At 68.5% G+C, this 16,594-nt stretch carries 17 protein-coding genes; 1 reads left to right on the forward strand and 16 read right to left on the reverse strand.

Going from position 1 to position 16,594, the window contains the following annotated elements; translation table 11 throughout:
• Positions 1-13 precede the first annotated feature (13 nt).
• From coaBC to ABD231_RS05935, 7 genes are all read right to left on the reverse strand, one after another.
• Positions 14-1,285: a bifunctional phosphopantothenoylcysteine decarboxylase/phosphopantothenate--cysteine ligase CoaBC gene (coaBC, locus tag ABD231_RS05905; RefSeq protein WP_344146193.1), complete on the reverse strand. Its 1,272-nt coding sequence runs from the start codon at positions 1,283-1,285 to the stop codon at positions 14-16.
• A 129-nt stretch (positions 1,286-1,414) separates the two neighbouring features.
• Entirely contained in the window at positions 1,415-1,717 is a 303-nt protein-coding gene (gene rpoZ, locus ABD231_RS05910) for a DNA-directed RNA polymerase subunit omega (protein WP_132166639.1), read from the reverse strand.
• Between the two features lie 2 nt (positions 1,718-1,719).
• A complete protein-coding gene (gmk, locus tag ABD231_RS05915; RefSeq protein WP_344146750.1) occupies positions 1,720-2,331 on the reverse strand; it encodes a guanylate kinase in 612 nt (203 codons plus the stop codon).
• A gap of 65 nt (positions 2,332-2,396) precedes the next feature.
• On the reverse strand, positions 2,397-2,711 hold the full coding sequence (mihF, locus tag ABD231_RS05920; protein ID WP_171678710.1) for an integration host factor, actinobacterial type: 315 nt from the start codon (positions 2,709-2,711) through the stop codon (positions 2,397-2,399).
• An 83-nt stretch (positions 2,712-2,794) separates the two neighbouring features.
• Complete coding sequence (locus ABD231_RS05925; protein WP_344146198.1) at positions 2,795-3,166, reverse strand: hypothetical protein; 372 nt, start codon at positions 3,164-3,166, stop codon at positions 2,795-2,797.
• A gap of 88 nt (positions 3,167-3,254) precedes the next feature.
• Positions 3,255-3,626, reverse strand: coding sequence for a hypothetical protein (locus ABD231_RS05930; RefSeq protein ID WP_344146201.1), 372 nt, complete (start codon positions 3,624-3,626; stop codon positions 3,255-3,257).
• Between the two features lie 69 nt (positions 3,627-3,695).
• Positions 3,696-4,799: an EamA family transporter gene (locus ABD231_RS05935; RefSeq protein ID WP_344146204.1), complete on the reverse strand. Its 1,104-nt coding sequence runs from the start codon at positions 4,797-4,799 to the stop codon at positions 3,696-3,698.
• A 68-nt stretch (positions 4,800-4,867) separates the two neighbouring features.
• Between ABD231_RS05935 and ABD231_RS05940 the strand changes: the two genes are divergently transcribed.
• A complete protein-coding gene (locus ABD231_RS05940; RefSeq protein WP_344146207.1) occupies positions 4,868-5,719 on the forward strand; it encodes a LysR family transcriptional regulator in 852 nt (283 codons plus the stop codon).
• A gap of 122 nt (positions 5,720-5,841) precedes the next feature.
• On the opposite strand, the gene ABD231_RS05945 is transcribed toward ABD231_RS05940, so the two are convergent.
• From ABD231_RS05945 to pyrR, 9 genes are all read right to left on the reverse strand, one after another.
• The gene (locus ABD231_RS05945; RefSeq protein ID WP_344146210.1) at positions 5,842-6,801 is read right to left on the reverse strand and encodes a DUF4037 domain-containing protein; all 960 of its coding nucleotides are present in this window, start codon (positions 6,799-6,801) and stop codon (positions 5,842-5,844) included.
• Positions 6,802-6,914: 113 nt separating this feature from the next.
• On the reverse strand, positions 6,915-7,757 hold the full coding sequence (gene pyrF, locus ABD231_RS05950) for an orotidine-5'-phosphate decarboxylase (RefSeq protein WP_344146213.1): 843 nt from the start codon (positions 7,755-7,757) through the stop codon (positions 6,915-6,917).
• Positions 7,754-8,812, reverse strand: coding sequence for a quinone-dependent dihydroorotate dehydrogenase (locus ABD231_RS05955; protein ID WP_344146216.1), 1,059 nt, complete (start codon positions 8,810-8,812; stop codon positions 7,754-7,756). The genes pyrF and ABD231_RS05955 overlap by 4 nt, the downstream gene beginning before the upstream one ends.
• Entirely contained in the window at positions 8,805-12,107 is a 3,303-nt protein-coding gene (gene carB / locus ABD231_RS05960) for a carbamoyl-phosphate synthase large subunit (protein WP_344146219.1), read from the reverse strand. The genes ABD231_RS05955 and carB overlap by 8 nt, the downstream gene beginning before the upstream one ends.
• Positions 12,107-13,228 carry a glutamine-hydrolyzing carbamoyl-phosphate synthase small subunit gene (gene carA / locus ABD231_RS05965; RefSeq protein ID WP_344146222.1) on the reverse strand — a complete coding sequence of 374 codons (1,122 nt, stop codon included), beginning with the start codon at positions 13,226-13,228 and terminating at the stop codon, positions 12,107-12,109. The genes carB and carA overlap by 1 nt, the downstream gene beginning before the upstream one ends.
• Entirely contained in the window at positions 13,225-13,716 is a 492-nt protein-coding gene (locus tag ABD231_RS05970) for a PH-like domain-containing protein (RefSeq protein ID WP_344146225.1), read from the reverse strand. Before ABD231_RS05970 ends, carA begins: the two co-directional genes overlap by 4 nt.
• A complete protein-coding gene (locus ABD231_RS05975) occupies positions 13,713-15,056 on the reverse strand; it encodes a dihydroorotase (RefSeq protein ID WP_344146228.1) in 1,344 nt (447 codons plus the stop codon). The genes ABD231_RS05970 and ABD231_RS05975 overlap by 4 nt, the downstream gene beginning before the upstream one ends.
• The gene (locus ABD231_RS05980; RefSeq protein ID WP_344146231.1) at positions 15,053-15,994 is read right to left on the reverse strand and encodes an aspartate carbamoyltransferase catalytic subunit; all 942 of its coding nucleotides are present in this window, start codon (positions 15,992-15,994) and stop codon (positions 15,053-15,055) included. The genes ABD231_RS05975 and ABD231_RS05980 overlap by 4 nt, the downstream gene beginning before the upstream one ends.
• On the reverse strand, positions 15,994-16,560 hold the full coding sequence (gene pyrR, locus ABD231_RS05985; protein WP_344146234.1) for a bifunctional pyr operon transcriptional regulator/uracil phosphoribosyltransferase PyrR: 567 nt from the start codon (positions 16,558-16,560) through the stop codon (positions 15,994-15,996). Before pyrR ends, ABD231_RS05980 begins: the two co-directional genes overlap by 1 nt.
• Positions 16,561-16,594 lie beyond the last annotated feature (34 nt).

Below are 16,594 nucleotides of genomic sequence, written 5' to 3' on the forward strand. Positions count from 1 at the left end.
TCAGGAACTGTCCTCACTCCCAGTGGGCGGCGACCAGGTTCCAGATCACGCCGGCCAGGGCGTCCTTGCTGCCGGACGGAACCGGGAGAGCGCTCCCCGAGCGATCCAGGATGACGGCCTCGTTGTTGTCGCTGCCGAAGACCTTGCCACCGGAGACGTCGTTCACGACCAGCAGGTCGCAGCCCTTGCGCTCAAGCTTGGCCCGGCCAAGGTCGAGCACCGAGTGCTCCGCGTCCCCGGTCTCCGCGGCGAAGCCGACGATCACCTGACCGGTACGGCGGCGGTCGTGCGAGACGGTCTGCAGAATGTCCGGGTTCTGCACGAGATTGACCGCCGGGACCGAACCGTCGGCGGTCTTCTTGATCTTGTGCTCGGCGACATCGGCCGGGCGGAAGTCGGCCGGGGCGGCCGCCATCACGATCGCGTCCGCATCCGCGGCGCGGCCGGTGATCTCGTCGTACAGGTCGCGGGTGCTGGTGACCGGGACGACCTGTACGCCGGCTGGGTCGGGGAGCTCGGAGTTCGCCGCGACCAGGGTGACCTTGGCGCCGCGGGCGGCCGCGATCCGGGCGAGTGCGTAGCCCTGCTTGCCCGACGAGGAGTTGCCGAGGTAGCGGACCGGGTCGAGGTGCTCGCGGGTGCCGCCTGCGCTGACTAGGACGTGCTTGCCGGTCAGGTCGGCGACCGACTGGCCGGCCGCGCGAGCCGCTTCGTCGGCGAGCATCAGCTGGCTGATCGCGAAGATCTCCGAGGGCTCGGGCAACCGACCGCGGCCGGTGTCGGTGCCGGTCAGTCGGCCGACGGCGGGCTCCAGGACGGTGATCCCGCGCGAACGCAGGGTCGCCACGTTGGCTTGGGTGGCGGGGTGTTCCCACATCTCGGTGTGCATGGCGGCCGCGAACAGGATCGGGCAGCGGGCCGTCAGCAGGGTGTTGGTGAGGAGGTCGTCGGCGAGGCCGTGCGCGGCCTTGGCGATCAGGTTGGCCGTGGCGGGGGCGACGACGACCAGCTCGGCCGCCTTGCCGATCCGCACATGCGGCACTTCCTGCACGTTGTCGAACGGATCCGAAGTGACGGGCTGACCGGACAACGCCGCCCAGGTCGCGGCACCCACGAACTCCAGCGCCGCCGCGGTCGGCACCACCCGCACGCTGTGCCCCGACTCGGTGAGCCGCCGCAGCAGATCACAAACCTTGTACGCCGCGATGCCGCCGCCGACCCCGAGAACAACGTTCGGCCGAGGCTTGGTCGCAGGCGACTGTGATGAGGGGGAAGAAGCGCTCACGGGAGCCTCCGAGCCGTGGTCGAGGTCGGGTCGGGAACGCCCGAAACCCCCGGGGCGGTTGCCTCGCCGGGGGTGGAACCGGACACGGACACCCTGAGGCGCCGATCACCGGTGGTCATCGCGGGGTTGTTAGGCGGTCTTCTCCGCGGCCGCGGCTTCCGCCTCGGCCTCGGGGTCGATGTCCGTGCAGGTCAGGACGCCCTCGTTGATCTCGCGCATCGCGATCGAGAGCGGCTTCTCCTGGACGTGGGTCTCGACCAGCGGACCGACGTACTCCAGCAGGCCCTCGCCGAGCTGGGAGTAGTAGGCGTTGATCTGCCGCGCACGCTTGGCCGAGTACAGCACGAGCTTGTACTTGGAATCAGTGTGGGTGAGCAGGTCGTCGATCGGCGGAGAGGTGATACCGATGGCGACAGGCTGGTTGCCAGACAAGTTCAGCTCTTTCCAGAGATATGGGGTGATCGGATCAACTTTACCAACTGATCGGCCGCCTCCCGAACCGAGGCGTTCACGATCGTCACGTCGAACTCCTTCTCGGCGGCCAGTTCGAGGGTCGCGGTCTCCAGCCGGCGCTCGCGCTCCTCGGCCGTTTCGGTCCCGCGGCCGACGAGGCGCCGTACCAGCTCGTCCCACGACGGCGGGGTCAGGAACACGAAATGTGCCTCCGGCATCGTCTCGCGCACCTGCCGGGCACCCTGCAGGTCGATCTCCAGCAGCGCCGGGCGGCCCTCGGCCAGCTTGTCCAGCACCGGCTGCTTGGGCGTCCCGTACCGGGCCGCCTTGTGCACGACCGCCCACTCCAGCAGCTCACCGGCCGCGATCATCCGGTCGAACTCCGCGTCGGAGACGAACAGGTAGTGCACGCCGTGCACCTCGGTCGGCCGCGGCTTGCGCGTGGTGGCCGAGACCGAGATCCAGATGTCGGGGAACCGCTCGCGGATATCGGCCGCGACCGTGCCCTTGCCGACCGCGGTCGGTCCGGCCAGCACGGTCAGCCGCGCCGGGCCACCGGCATCGGGGACCGGAGTCTCTGGATCGTGGCTCATGTTCTCGGGGTGCGTGGTCATCGTCACACCAGTGTCCAACGAGCCGGCCAGGGTTTCGGTGCGGCTCACTCGGCGAATTCGCGCATCAGCGCGGCGATCTGGTTGGACCCGAGGCCGCGGACCCGCCGCGTCTCGGAGATTCCGGCCCGCTCCATGATCTGCTGGGCGCGCACCTTGCCCACGCCGGGGATGCACTGCAGCAGGGCGCTGACCCGCATCTTGCCGATCACGTCGTTGGTCTGCCCCTCGTGGAGCACCTCCGTCGGAGACGCTCCCGAGTGCCGGATCCGGTTCTTGATCTCGGCTCGCTCGCGCCGCGCCGCCGCGGCCTTGTCCAGAGCCGCCGCTCGCTGCTCCGGGGTCAAAGAAGGAAGTGGCACCGTTTCACCTGTCCCGTTGTATGGCTTCGCAAGGGAACCTAACACGGCTCCGGCCACCCGCAGGACCCTGTCGGGGCAAGCCCTCAGTTCAGCGACGGGACGTCGACCTTGCAGGCGTCCTTCGCATGCGTGGTGATCGCCTTGTACGCCGTCAGCACGGTGCCGGTCTGCTTGCTCAGCCGGGCCAGCTCGACGCGGTCCGAACCCGCCTTCTGGGCCTGCTCGGCGAACTTCACGACAACCGCCCAGTCGTCCTTCACGGCGGCCGGCGCGGACTCCTGGAGCTTCTTCGCGTCGTCCAGGATCTTCACGTACTCGGCGGGCTTCGTCGGGTCGACCCCGGTGGCGTTGGCGGCGTAGCCGGCCAGATCCACGCAGTAGGCCTGCTCCTCGGTGCACGAGGTCAGCAGGGCGGTCGTTGCGAGCAGCGTCACGGCTGCGGCGATGGTTCGCATGTCAGTACGCTACCGGCCGTCATCAAACGATCCGAAACGGATACTTTCCGAGACCGGCCCGCCGCGAGGCGGCGGGCCGGCCACTCGATCACGGGTTCTCGAGGTCGATCTTGCAGGTGTCCTTGGCGTGCTTGGCGATCGCGCCGGAGGCCTCGCCCATCTTCGCGCCTTCGGACTTGCCGAGCTCGGCGAGCTTGGTGGTGTCGCCCTTGGCGTCCTGCGCCTTCTTGGCGTACGAGATCAGCGTCGCCCAGTCGTCCTTCAGCTCCGACGGCGCCGACTTCGAGACCTTCTCGGCGTCCTTGAGCGCCTTGCCGACCTGCTCGGTGTTCTTGGCGTCGAGGTTCTTCGCCGACGTCGCGTAGGCCTTCAGCTCGCCGCAGTAGTCGCCACCCGAACAGGCCGTCAGGGCGGCAGCACTCATCGTCACCGCCGCCGCCAGGGCTCCCAGCTTCCGCATCGCAATCCTTACTTTCCACCGCGGGCAACCCATCGTTCCCCGTCACCGACACCCTCCCGAACCACAGGGTCATCTGGTCTGTCCGGCACGCCGTGAAGAACCTCGCACCCCGCGACTGGAACCGGTCCGTGATGTGGCGCGTCGGCCTGCTTCCACGGCGACACAGTTCGCGGCGACGATGACGCCGATGGCGACCCAGTCCGGTACGGCGAGGTGCTGCCGCAGGACGACGTACCCGACGAGCGCCGCGAGCACCGGGTTGATGCTCATGAACACCCCGAAGAACTGGGCGGGTACTCGGCGCAGTGCGAGCAGGTCGAGCAGGAACGGGACGGCCGAGGACAGGACGCCGGCGGTTAACGCGTAGGCGATGGCCGCGGTGGATGGCGGGTGGTGATGCAGTACGACGATTCCGACCGGGATGTAGGCGATTCCGGAGACCGTCGCGGCGGCTGCTGCTCCGGTCGCTCCGGGTAGTTCGCGGCCGACTGTGCGGTTGAGGAGGATGTAGGACGCCCAGCAGGCTGCGGCGAGTAGTCCGGCCGCTACACCCAAGTAGTCGGTGGTTGCTTGTGGACGTGTGAGTACCAGTACGGCGGGTGCTGCGGCGAGAGCGCAGATCAGGTCGATCAGCCGCCGTGAGCCGAGTAGCGCGACGGCCAGTGGGCCGAGGAACTCGAGTGTGACGGCTAGGCCGAGTCCTACGCGGTCGATTGCTGTGTAGAGCGAAACGTTCATCACCGCGAACACGAGGGCTAGCCCTAGCACTGGTCGCCACTGGCGTGCGGTCAGTTTGTGGAGGCGTGGTCGCCCGATCGCGAACAGCACCACAGCCGCCATCCACTGCCGAACCGCCACCACACCAACCGGTCCGATGACAGGAAACGCCTGGGCAGCGACGGACGCACCCACCTGACTGGAGAGTCCGCTGGCCACCATCAGAAGCACCCCACCCAACCTCCGATCGCCGGTGTGGTTGTCGCGGGGAGAGGGTGCGATCGCCAGCCCCGCCTCGACGGCTGAGGCACCCGGGGCGCCGGCTGCCGGGCCCGGCGCCGGGGCGGGCAGGCGGGCGTCGCCTAGGGCACCCGGGCCTGGGGCGCATGGGTGGATGGCGGCGGAGGCGCCCAGCGCCGAGGCAGCCGTGGGGGTGGGAGCGGGCGGGGTGCTCATGGGGGCAGCGTGCGCTTGGTGGGTGGCTGGGCAAAATGCATCGATGCGGCGATCTATACGCTGGGGTTATGGATGTGGAGCTTCGGCAGTTGCGGTGTTTGGTGGCTGTGGCGGAGACGGGGACGTTTACGGATGCGGGGATCGAGCTGGGGGTCAGCCAAGCGGCGGTGTCTCGGAACGTGCTGGCGTTGGAGGGGCGGCTGGGAGTGCGGCTGTTGCACCGGACTAGTCGGTCGGTGACGCCGACCAGTGCGGGGGTTCGGGTGTTGGCGCGGGCTCGGCAGGTGCTGGCTGATGTCGAGGAGCTGGTGCGGGAGGCGACCAGTGGGCATACGCGGTTGCGCCTGGGGCATGCATGGTCGGCGTTGGGGCGGCATACGGCTGAGTTCCAGCGGCGGTGGGCCGCGGAGCATCCCGGCATCGAACTGCAGCTCGTGCGCACGAACACGACGACCGGTGGTCTGGCTGAGGGGTTGTGCGATCTCGCAGTGGTCCGGACGCAGCTTGATCTGCGGCGGTTCGCGCACATCACGATCGCGCAGGAGGACCGGTACGCCGCTCTGCCCGCCGACGACCCGCTGGTTCGCAAGCGCACGGTCACCCTCGCGGAGCTGCGGGACCGCGTGCTGAGCATTGATCGCCGTACCGGCAGCACGACGATCGACCTGTGGCCGGCGGACGCTAGGCCGCGGACCGAGTTCAACCAGGATGTGGACGACTGGCTCACCGCCATCGCGTCCGGCCGGTGTGTCGGCGTCACTGCGCAGGCGACCACCACGCAGTACCGGCGCGACGGCGTCACCTACCGTCGCCTCCGCGACGCTCCCCCGGTCGACGTCCACCTCATCTGGCACCGCCACGACCCCCACCCCGCCACCCAAGCCGCAGTAGACCTCCTCACCACCCTCTACACCCCGTAGCCCACCGTGCCCACGCGCCGGGTTGCCCGTCGAGTTGGGGGGTTGCCCACTCAGATTCTCGACGGGCAACCCCCCAACTGAAGGGATAACCGCTCAGATGGGGGGTCGCCCCGTGGGGCTGGTCAGGGGAGGAAGGTGGCGATGGTGGGGCGGTCGGCGGGTTTCCAGAGGACGGTGCGGAGGCGGTCGATGCCGCCGACGGGCCAGCGGTCGGCGATGGCGCGGACGGTTGGGTCGGTGATCGTGGCGGACAGGGCGCCGGGGAAATCGCCCCAGACGACTTTGAACGGGCGACCCCACATCTGCTCGATGCCGAGCTCGACCGGTGCGGTGATGCCGAGCCGGTTGTGCACTCCGGCGACCGCCTCGTAGGCGGCCATCAGCGCCTTCTCGCGGTCCTGCCAGCCGTCGGCGCGGAGGACGGCGTGCAGGATCGGTTCCAGTTCGGGACCGCAGGTGAGCCGGGCGAACGCCGCACCGAACCATTTCGAGTACGGCGCGTACTGGCGCTCCATCAGGAAACACAGCCGCATCAGGTCCTCGACGAGCTGTGCGCCGATCAATGCCGATCCGAGTTCGTCACCGACATAACCGGCGCGGCCGGCCAGATTCAGCTCGGGATGAACGCGCCACCAGGCCGAAATCAGCAAATAGTGCCAGACGTCATCCGGGTAATACGTCAACCGGTCCCGCACGGCCTGCAAACCGAGGTCGTCGTGGAAGACCTCCCCGGCGGTGAGCATCCGCAACGTCTGCTCCGGCAGGGTGAACCAGTCCTCGACCCGCAGCCCGGCCGACGGATCGAACCCGAGTTGCTCGGTGAAGAATCCGCTCACCGTGTGCACCTCGAGCAGCGTCGTCCGCCCGAGAAACTCCCCCGGTACCTCGGGCGGCGTCCACGACGGGTCCCCGACGAACAGCACAACCCGGGCCTCGCAGTTGTGGTCCGCCGACATCGCGTCGTCGAACCCGAGTACCTCCGAACCCCGCCCGATCAGCGCCGCACTGTGCGGAACGGTCAACTGCGGACCCACCACCTCGGCGTAGAACCGCCGGCACAACTCGATCCCCGAAATTCCCATGCCGACGAAGATCGCATACCGGCAACGGAGAATTCAACAGAAATCAGAAAATGGCGCGGAATTCCTCCACGCCATTTACCGATTCATATTCTACCGGTAATTCCGGGTGGTTGTCAGTAGCCGAGGGCCGTTCGGTACGCGTCGTTCGCCCGATCGGCCGCGTCCTGCAGACCGGCCGCGGCCGGCCCGGCGCCGAGGATCTCGCGAGAACTGGACGGTACGACGTTCCGTGCCGCCGCCTCGCCGAACACGGCCCGCAGCGCCTCGGCGGTTCCGCCCTGCGCCCCGAGTCCCGGGGCCAGCAGCGGGCCGCGGATGTCCAGGTCCTCGTCGGTCCGCGAGATCGTCGCACCGACGACCGCACCGAACGATCCGAACTCAGCGCCGTCCGCGTCGTTGAGCGCACGCAACCCATCCAGTACGGCGCCCGCGACCGTCGGGCCGTCCACTGTCCGCGCGGACTGGAACTGCGGTCCCTCCGGGTTGGAGGTGAGCGCCAGCACGAACAGTCCGGCGCCAGCGGTCCGCGCCTCGTCGATCGCCGGCTGCAGTGAGCCGAACCCGAGGTACGGGCTGACCGTCAGCGCATCACACGCCAGCGGCCCTTTCTCCGACAGGTACGCCGACGCGTAGCCGGCCATCGTCGTACCGATGTCACCGCGTTTCGCGTCGATGATCACCAGCGCACCGGCTTCCCGCAGCCGGACCGTGGCCTGCTCCAGTACGGCGACGCCCGCCGACCCGAACCGCTCGAAGAACGCGGACTGCGGCTTGAACACACCAACGCGGTCGGCCAGTGCGTCGACCACCGTGTAGGTGAAGGACGCCAGGCCCTCAGCCGTGTCTGGCAGGCCCCACTGGTCCAGCAGATGCTGGTGCGGGTCGATGCCGACACACAACGGACCACGCGCTTCCATGACAGCCCGAAGTCGGGTGCCAAAGGGTTCGTGCTTCATGTCAGCCTCCTGTTGATGCTCCGGATCAGACCGGGCCCGCGATAGATCAGACCGGAGTAGACCTGCACCAGGCTGGCCCCGGAATCCAGCAGCCGTACCGCGTCGTCCGGGTCGAGGATCCCGCCAACCCCGATCACGGGGAGCGCTCCCCCGGTCTCCGCATGAATGTGCGCAACCGTCTTGGCCGCGATCTCAGTCAAAGGTCGCCCAGACAACCCACCGGCCTCGGATGCGAGCGGATGGTTCTCCACACCCGCCCGGCCGATCGTGGTGTTCGTGGCGATGATCCCGGCGACTCCGACGTCGGTGCAGACGCCGAGGAGTTCGTCGATGGCGGAGGGGGTGAGGTCGGGCGCAATCTTCACCAGGATCGGCTTGGCACTCGGCTGGCCACCGCTGCCTCCTCCTGCTTCAGCCAGGGCAGAAGCTTCCATGTGCAGGGCGGTGAGAAGTTCGCGGAGTTGGCCTGCGTCCTGGAGAGAGCGCAAGCCCGGCGTGTTCGGCGACGAGACGTTGACGGCGAAGTAGTCGCCGTACTGGTAGAGCCTCCGCAGCGAGATCACGTAGTCGTCGACGGCTTTGTCGAGCGGTGTGACCTTCGACTTGCCGATCGAGACGCCGAGCGGATACCCGAGCGGTCCGTACCCCTCCAACCGCTCGGCCAGGGCGGCCGAACCCAGGTTGTTGAAGCCCATCCGGTTGATCACGGCCTCGTCCTCGACGAGCCGGAACAGCCGCGGTTTCTCGTTCCCCGGCTGCGGTTGCGCGGTCACCGTACCGACCTCGACGAAGCCGAAGCCGAGCGCTCGCCAAGCCGGCAACGCGATCCCGTTCTTGTCCATCCCCGCGGCCAACCCGACCGGGCCCGGGAAACGGATCCCGAAGACCGTCCGTGCCGCACCCGCCGGGATCGCGCCGTAAGAACGCGAGAGAGCGCTCACTGCGCCGGGAACGCGCCCGAGCCGACGCAACCCGTGCAGCGTCTGCTCGTGCGCGATCTCCGCGTCACCTTTGCCCAGCCGGTACAAAACAGGCCGGACGAACCGCCTATACACCGAGGATCCTCGGCACCCAGTCCTGCAAGGACCGCACGCCGATCCCGCCGCTCTGCTGCGCCTCGATCCCCTGTACGGCGGCCGCCAGTCCCTGAACCGTCGTAATACAAGGGATGTTCCGCGCAACAGCCGCCGACCGGATCTCGTACCCGTCCAGTCGCGGCGATCCACCCTGCGTGATCCCGATCGGCGTGTTGACGATCAGGTTGAGCTCACCGTCCTGGACCATCTGCACGATCGTCGGCTCGCCGTTCGGGCCCGGACCCTGGCTGCTCTTGCGAACAGTCACCGCCTCGACCCCGTTGCGCCGCAGCACATCCGCCGTACCTTCGGTCGCATAAATCTGGAAGCCCAGATCCGCCAGCCGCTTGACCGGGAAGATCATGTGCCGCTTGTCCCGGTTCGCCACCGACACGAACACCTTGCCCGACCCAGGCAGCGGCTGCGACGCCCCGGCTTGCGACTTCGCGAACGCGATCCCGAAGGTGTCGTCGAAGCCCATCACCTCGCCGGTCGACCGCATCTCCGGCCCGAGCACCGTGTCCACGGACCGCCCGTCGACAGTCCGGAACCGGTTGAACGGCATCACGGCTTCCTTGACCGCGATCGGCGCGGTCGGCGGCAGCGTCCCGCCATCGCCAACGGCCGGCAGCATTCCCTCCGCACGCAACGAAGCGATCGAAGCCCCGAGCATCACCCGGGCCGCGGCCTTGGCCAACGGAGTCGCCGTCGCCTTCGACACGAACGGCACCGTCCGCGACGCCCGCGGGTTCGCCTCGAGCACGTAGAGAACATCACCGGCAAGCGCGTACTGCACGTTCAGCAGACCCCGTACGCCGACGCCGCGCGCGATCGCCTCGGTCGACTGCCGGATCTTCTCGATGTCGGCATTCCCGAGCGTGATCGGCGGCAGCGCACACGACGAGTCGCCCGAGTGCACCCCGGCCTCCTCGATGTGCTCCATCACGCCACCGAGGAACAGCTCATCACCGTCGAACAGCCCGTCGACATCGATCTCGACCGCGTCGTCCAGGAAGCGGTCGATCAGCACCGGGTGCTCGAACGCCTCGCCGCCGCCCAGCCGCTCCAGCGCGGCCGACAACTCGTCGGCGCTGTAGACGATCTCCATCCCGCGACCACCGAGCACGTACGACGGCCGCACCAGCACCGGGAACCCGATCTCCTCGGCAACCCCATGAGCTTCCGACGGAGAGAGCGCTGTCCCGTGCTTCGGAGCGGGCAACCCCGCGTCCGCGAGCACCTTGCCGAACGCACCCCGCTCCTCGGCGAGGTGGATCGCGGTCGGTGACGTCCCGACGATCGGTACGCCGGCATCCGCGAGCCGCTGCGCCAGTCCGAGCGGGGTCTGGCCGCCGAGCTGCACGATCACTCCGGCCACCGGGCCGGCCTGCATCTCGGCGTACACGATCTCGAGGACGTCCTCGCAGGTGAGCGGCTCGAAGTAGAGCCGGTCGGAGGTGTCGTAGTCGGTCGAGACCGTCTCCGGGTTGCAGTTGACCATGATCGTGCAATAGCCGGCGTCGCGCAGTGCCATCGACGCGTGCACACACGAGTAGTCGAACTCGATGCCCTGCCCGATCCGGTTCGGCCCCGAGCCGAGGATCAGTACGGCGGGCTCGGTGCGGGTCGCGACTTCGCTCTCCTCGTCGTACGACGAGTAGTGGTACGGCGTCTCGGCCGCGAACTCGGCCGCGCACGTGTCGACGGTCTTGTAGACCGGCCGGATCCCGAGCGCCTGGCGGACCCCGCGAACCACGTCCTCGGTCAGCGAGCGGATCTCGGCCAGCTGCAGATCCGAGAACCCGTGCCGCTTGGCCAACCGCAGCACCTCCGGCGTCAGCCGCGGCGCCGCAGCAACCTGGAGAGCGGTCTCGTGGATCAGATACAGCTGGTCCACGAACCACGGATCGATCTTCGTCGCATCGAAGATCTGCTCCGGCGTCGCACCGGCGCGGATCGCGTCCATGATGATCCGCAGCCGCCCGTCCTGCGGCGTCTTGATTGCCTCCAGCAACGACTCCAGATCGGTCGACGGCTCACCGGCCCAGGAGAACCGGGCCTCCGGCTTCTCCAGCGACCGCAGCGCCTTCTGCAGCGCCTCGGTGTAGTTGCGGCCGATCGCCATCGCCTCGCCGACGCTCTTCATGTGCGTGGTCAGCGTGGCGTCCGCGGCCGGGAACTTCTCGAACGCGAACCGCGGCACCTTCACCACGACGTAGTCGAGCACCGGCTCGAAGCTGGCCGGGGTCTGCTTGGTGATGTCGTTCGGGATCTCGTCGAGCGTGTAGCCGATGGCAACCTTCGCCGCGATCTTCGCGATCGGGAAGCCGGTCGCCTTCGACGCCAGCGCGGACGAGCGGGACACCCGCGGGTTCATCTCGATCACGATCAGCCGGCCGTCGACCGGGTTCACCGCGAACTGGATGTTGCAGCCGCCGGTGTCGACGCCGACCTCGCGGATGATGCCGATCGAGAGGTCCCGCATGATCTGGTACTCGCGGTCGGTCAGCGTCATCGCCGGTGCGACCGTGACCGAGTCGCCGGTGTGCACGCCCATCGGGTCGACGTTCTCGATCGAGCAGATGATCACGACGTTGTCGGCCTTGTCGCGCATCACCTCCAGCTCGTATTCCTTCCACCCGAGGATCGATTCCTCGATCAGCACCTCGGTGGTCGGCGAAGCGTGCAGTCCGGCCCCCGCGATCCGGGTCAGATCGGCCTCGTCGTACGCCATCCCGGAGCCGACGCCGCCCATCGTGAACGACGGCCGCACCACCAGCGGGTAGCCCAGCTTCGCGGCCGCACCGAGAACATCCTCGATGGTGTGGCAGATGACCGACCGTGCGACCTCGGCGCCGAGACCCTCGACGATCTGCTTGAACGACTCGCGGTTCTCACCGCGCTGGATCGCGTCGACCGACGCGCCGATCAGCTCGACGCCGTACTTCTCCAGTACGCCGGAGTCGTGGAGAGCGATTGCTGCGTTCAGAGCGGTCTGGCCGCCGAGCGTCGCGAGCAGCGCGTTCGGACGTTCCTTCTCGATGACCTTCTCGACGTACTCGGGGGTGATCGGCTCGACGTAGGTGGCGTCGGCGAACTCCGGGTCCGTCATGATCGTGGCCGGGTTGGAGTTGACCAGGACGACCCGGAAACCCTCCTCGCGCAACACCCGGCAGGCCTGCGTACCGGAGTAGTCGAACTCGCAGGCCTGACCGATCACGATCGGGCCGGAGCCGATGACGAGGACCGACTCGATATCTGTACGACGTGGCATCAGGCCCGCCCCTCCATCAGCTCAACAAACCTGTCGAACAAGTACGCCGAATCGTGCGGGCCGGCGGCCGCTTCCGGGTGGTACTGCACCGAGAACGCCAGGAGCTTCCCGTCCCGGCCAGTCAGTTTCAGCCCCTCGACCACGTTGTCGTTGAGCGAGACATGCGAGACCTCAGCCGTTCCGTACGGTGTCTCCACCACCGAATCGAGTGGCGCGTCGACGGCGAACCCATGGTTCTGCGCCGTGATCTCGACCTTGCCGGTAGCCCGGTCCAGCACCGGCTGGTTGATCCCCCGATGCCCGTACTTGAGCTTGAAGGTCCCCAGTCCGAGCGCCCGCCCGAACACCTGGTTGCCGAAGCAGATCCCGAAGTACGGCTTGCCGCGCTGGAGCAGTTCCTTCAGCAGCGTGGTCGGGTGCTCGGTGGTCTCCGGGTCGCCCGGGCCGTTGCTCATGAAGATGCCGTCCGGGTTCACCGCCAGCACCTCCGCGAGCGTTGCGGTGGCGGGCAGCACGTGTACCTCGATACCGCGCTCGGCCATCCGCTTCGGCGTCATCGCCTTGATCCCGAGGTCGAGGGCGACCACGGTGAACCGCTTCTCCCCCTCGGCCGGGACGACGTACGCCTCTGCGGCCGTCACCTCCGAGGCCAGATCGGAGCCGGCCATCGCGGGCTGCTCGAGCACCTTCGCCAGCAACTCGGCCGGGTCGAGGACGTCGGTCGAGATCCCGGCGCGCATCGCGCCACGTTCGCGCAGGTGCCGCGTCAGGGCGCGGGTGTCGATCCCCGAGATCCCGACGATGCCCTGCGACTTCAGCTGGTCGTCGAGCGAACGGGTCGCGCGCCAGTTCGACGGGACGCGGGCAGGGTCGCGGACGACGTACCCGGAGACCCAGATCTTCTGCGACTCGTCGTCCTCGTCGTTGATCCCGGTGTTGCCGATGTGCGGCGCCGTCTGGGTGACGATCTGACGGTGGTACGACGGGTCGGTCAGCGTCTCCTGGTAGCCGGTCATCCCGGTGGTGAACACCGCCTCGCCGAAGGTCTCGCCGGTGGCCCCGTACGACGTACCGGCGAACGACCGGCCGTCCTCAAGGACCAGGAGTGCGGGCTGGCTCATGATTGCTCGGCTCCGATCAATGTTGCGATGGATGCGGTCAGGGGTTCCGTGTCGGCCTTGCGACGGGGCCGGAAGCCGGTGTCCAGCTCCCGCCCGTCGTGGCTCCAGGTGACCACCACCAGGCCGGACTTCTCCGCGGTCACCTTGCCGGCGATGCCACGGTCGGTCCGGACGCCGGTCAGATGGTCCGCGGGGATGAAGACATCCGCCGCTCCCTGCCGGTGGAAGATCAGGCCGGCCTCACTGACGGCCAGGTCCGCGGTACTGCGGACGCCCAGTTCGTGCACGGCGATCCGGTCCATCCAGTCGCCGGCGGAGGTGGTGGCGACGTACACGCCCTCCACCCCGCGGGTCGTGTCGGCCGGCACCTCGGGCAGCGGTGCCAGCGCGGACTGCCGGGCCTGGCGATTGCGCCAGCCCCGGAACATGCCGTAGTACGCCGCGGCGATCACCACGAGCGTGCCGGTAATGCCTAGGAAAGCCTTCACTTGGCGGCCTTGCCGTCCAGGACGGTGGGCTCGCCGCGCAGGAAGGTCGCGACGACCTTGCCTGGCAGCGTCATCCCGTCGAACGGCGTGTTCCGCGACAGCGACGCGGACTCCGCCGAGACGATCACGCGCTGCGCGGCCGGATCGACCAGTACGACGTTCGCCGGGGCACCGGCCACCAGCGGCTGACCGTGGTCGCTGATCTGGCCGATCGCGGCCGGGCGGTAGCTCATCCGGTCGGCGACGTCGGCCCAGGTCAGCAACTTGGTGTCGACCATCGCGTGCTGAACGACCGAGAGAGCGGTCTCCAGGCCGAGCATCCCGAACGCGGCCGCACTCCACTCGCAGTCCTTGTCCTCGACCGGGTGCGGCGCGTGGTCGGTGGCGACGATGTCGATGGTGCCGTCGGCCAGGCCCTCGCGGACCGCCTCGACATCCTCCTTGGTCCGCAGCGGCGGGTTCACCTTGAAGACCGGGTTGTAGGAGCTGGCCAGGTCCTCGGTCAGCAGCAGGTGGTGCGGCGTGACCTCGGCCGTCACCTCCAGCCCGCGCTTCTTCGCGGCCCGGACGATGTCGACCGAACCCTTCGTGGACAGGTGGCAGATGTGCAGCTTGGAGCCGACGTGGTGGTTGAGCAGGATGTCGCGGGCGATGATCGCCTCTTCGGCGACACTCGGCCAGCCGGTCAGTCCGAGAACGCCGGAGAGCGCTCCCTCGTTCATCTGCGCGCCCTTGGTCAGCCGCGGCTCCTGCGCGTGCTGCGCGATCGTGCCGCCGAAGGCCTTCACGTACTCGAGCGCGCGCCGCATCAGCGCCGCGTCCCAGACACAGTCGCCGTCGTCGGAGAAGACCCGCACCCGGGCCGCCGAGTCCGCCATCGCGCCGAGCTCGGCCAGCTGCGTGCCCTGGCGGCCGACCGTGACCGCGCCGATCGGGAACACGTCGGCGTACCCGGCCTCGCGCCCGAGCCGCCAGACCTGCTCGACGACACCGGCCGTGTCGGCGACCGGGTCGGTGTTGGCCATCGCGAACACCGCCGTGAACCCGCCAAGCGCGGCGGCCCTGGTCCCAGTGAGAACCGTCTCCGCGTCCTCGCGACCCGGCTCACGCAAGTGGGTGTGCAGGTCGACGAGCCCGGGAAGCGCGATCAAGCCGGTCGCGTCGATGGTCGTCACGTCGGCCGGCCCGCCGGTTGCCGCTCCGCCCGATCCGTCGCCGGCTCCGCCGCGGCCCGCCGCCGTGAGGCCGGTGCCGACGGCAACGATCTCCCCGTTGTCGATCAGCAGATCCGCCACCTCACCGCCGACGATCTTGGCTCCGGTGATCAAGTACGCGGTCATGCGGTCTGCTCCTCGTTCGTTTCGTTGCTACCTGACAACAGCAGATACAGGACGGCCATCCGGATGGCCACGCCGTTGGTGACCTGTTCGACGATCACCGAGCGGGTCGAGTCGGCGACCTCGGCGCTGATCTCCATGCCGCGGTTCATCGGGCCGGGGTGCAGCACGATCGCCTCGTCGGACAGTTGCGCCATCCGGTGCACGTCGAGGCCGTAGCGGCGGGTGTACTCGCGCGCACTCGGGAAGTACGCGTCGCCCATCCGCTCGCGCTGGACGCGCAGCATCATCACCGCGTCGCTCTTGGGCAGCACCGAGTCGAAGTCGTACGACGTCGTACAGGGCCAGCGCGACATGTCGACCGGCAGCAGGGTCGGCGGAGCGACCACCGTGACCTCGGCGCCGAGCGTGGAGAGCAGCAGCACGTTGGACCGTGCGACCCGGGAGTGCAGGACGTCGCCGACGATCGTGATCCGGCGGCCGTCCAGCGAGCCGAGGTGGCGGCGCATGGTGAAGGCGTCCAGCAGGGCCTGCGTCGGGTGCTCGTGGGTACCGTCACCGGCGTTCACGACCGCACCGGTCATCCAGCCGGAGGTGGCCAGCAGGTGCGGCGCACCGGATGAGCCGTGCCGGCAGACGACACCGTCGGCGCCCATCGCCTGCAGGGTCAGCGCGGTGTCCTTCAGGCTCTCGCCCTTGCTCACACTAGAGCCCTTGGCGGAGAAGTTGATCACATCCGCCGACAGCCGCTTGGCCGCCGCCTCGAACGAGATCCGGGTCCGGGTGGAGTCCTCGAAGAACAGGTTCACCACGGTCCGGCCGCGCAGGGCCGGCAGCTTCTTGATCGGGCGGTCGGCCAGCGACCGCATCTCTTCGGCGGTGTCCAGGATCAGAGTGGCCTCGTCCTGGCTCAGGTCGCCGGCACTCAACAGATGGCGCATCAGACCGTCGCTCCCGTCTTGTCGGCGATCAGTACGGCGTCGGCACCGTCGTACTCGGTCAGGTGCACGGTGACCCGCTCGAGCAGTGAGGTGGGCAGGTTCTTGCCGACGTAGTCGGCGCGGATCGGCAGTTCGCGGTGGCCGCGGTCGACCAGGACCGCCAGCTGGACCGCCTTCGGCCGACCGATGTCGCCGATCGCGTCGAGCGCGGCGCGGATGGTGCGGCCGGAGAACAGCACGTCGTCCACCAGGACCACGACCTTGCCGTCGATCCCGCCCGGCGGGATGTCGGTGTGCTCGAGGGCGCGGGCCGGTTTCAGCCCGATGTCGTCGCGGTACATCGTCACATCGAGTGACCCTGTGGGCACGCTCTGCCCTTCGACGGCCGCGATCCGCTCGGAGATGCGGGCGGCCAGTCCCACCCCGCGGGTGGGAATGCCGAGGAGTACGACGGGGTCGGCACCCCGGTTGCGCTCGAGGATCTCGTGCGCGATCCGGGTCAGTGCCCGGGAAATGTCGGAAGCATCCAGCACTGTGCGCGGTACGGGTACCGGGGCAGGGCTCATCGCTACCGTTCCTCCTTTCCTGCCTCTCGGGACA

Origin of the sequence: Kribbella yunnanensis (genome assembly GCF_039529655.1) — a bacterium.
GTDB classification, from domain to species: Bacteria; Actinomycetota; Actinomycetes; order Propionibacteriales; family Kribbellaceae; genus Kribbella; species Kribbella yunnanensis.

Coding starts and splice junctions, on each gene's coding strand:
- gmk (WP_344146750.1), bottom strand. CDS start 2,331: ATGAGCCACGATCCAGAGACTCCGGTCCCCGATGCCGGTGGCCCGGCG.
- ABD231_RS05925 (WP_344146198.1), bottom strand. CDS start 3,166: ATGCGAACCATCGCCGCAGCCGTGACGCTGCTCGCAACGACCGCCCTG.
- ABD231_RS05930 (WP_344146201.1), bottom strand. CDS start 3,626: ATGCGGAAGCTGGGAGCCCTGGCGGCGGCGGTGACGATGAGTGCTGCC.
- ABD231_RS05935 (WP_344146204.1), bottom strand. CDS start 4,799: ATGAGCACCCCGCCCGCTCCCACCCCCACGGCTGCCTCGGCGCTGGGC.
- ABD231_RS05940 (WP_344146207.1), top strand. CDS start 4,868: ATGGATGTGGAGCTTCGGCAGTTGCGGTGTTTGGTGGCTGTGGCGGAG.
- ABD231_RS05945 (WP_344146210.1), bottom strand. CDS start 6,801: ATGGGAATTTCGGGGATCGAGTTGTGCCGGCGGTTCTACGCCGAGGTG.
- pyrF (WP_344146213.1), bottom strand. CDS start 7,757: ATGAAGCACGAACCCTTTGGCACCCGACTTCGGGCTGTCATGGAAGCG.
- carB (WP_344146219.1), bottom strand. CDS start 12,107: ATGCCACGTCGTACAGATATCGAGTCGGTCCTCGTCATCGGCTCCGGC.
- carA (WP_344146222.1), bottom strand. CDS start 13,228: ATGAGCCAGCCCGCACTCCTGGTCCTTGAGGACGGCCGGTCGTTCGCC.
- ABD231_RS05975 (WP_344146228.1), bottom strand. CDS start 15,056: ATGACCGCGTACTTGATCACCGGAGCCAAGATCGTCGGCGGTGAGGTG.
- ABD231_RS05980 (WP_344146231.1), bottom strand. CDS start 15,994: ATGCGCCATCTGTTGAGTGCCGGCGACCTGAGCCAGGACGAGGCCACT.
- pyrR (WP_344146234.1), bottom strand. CDS start 16,560: ATGAGCCCTGCCCCGGTACCCGTACCGCGCACAGTGCTGGATGCTTCC.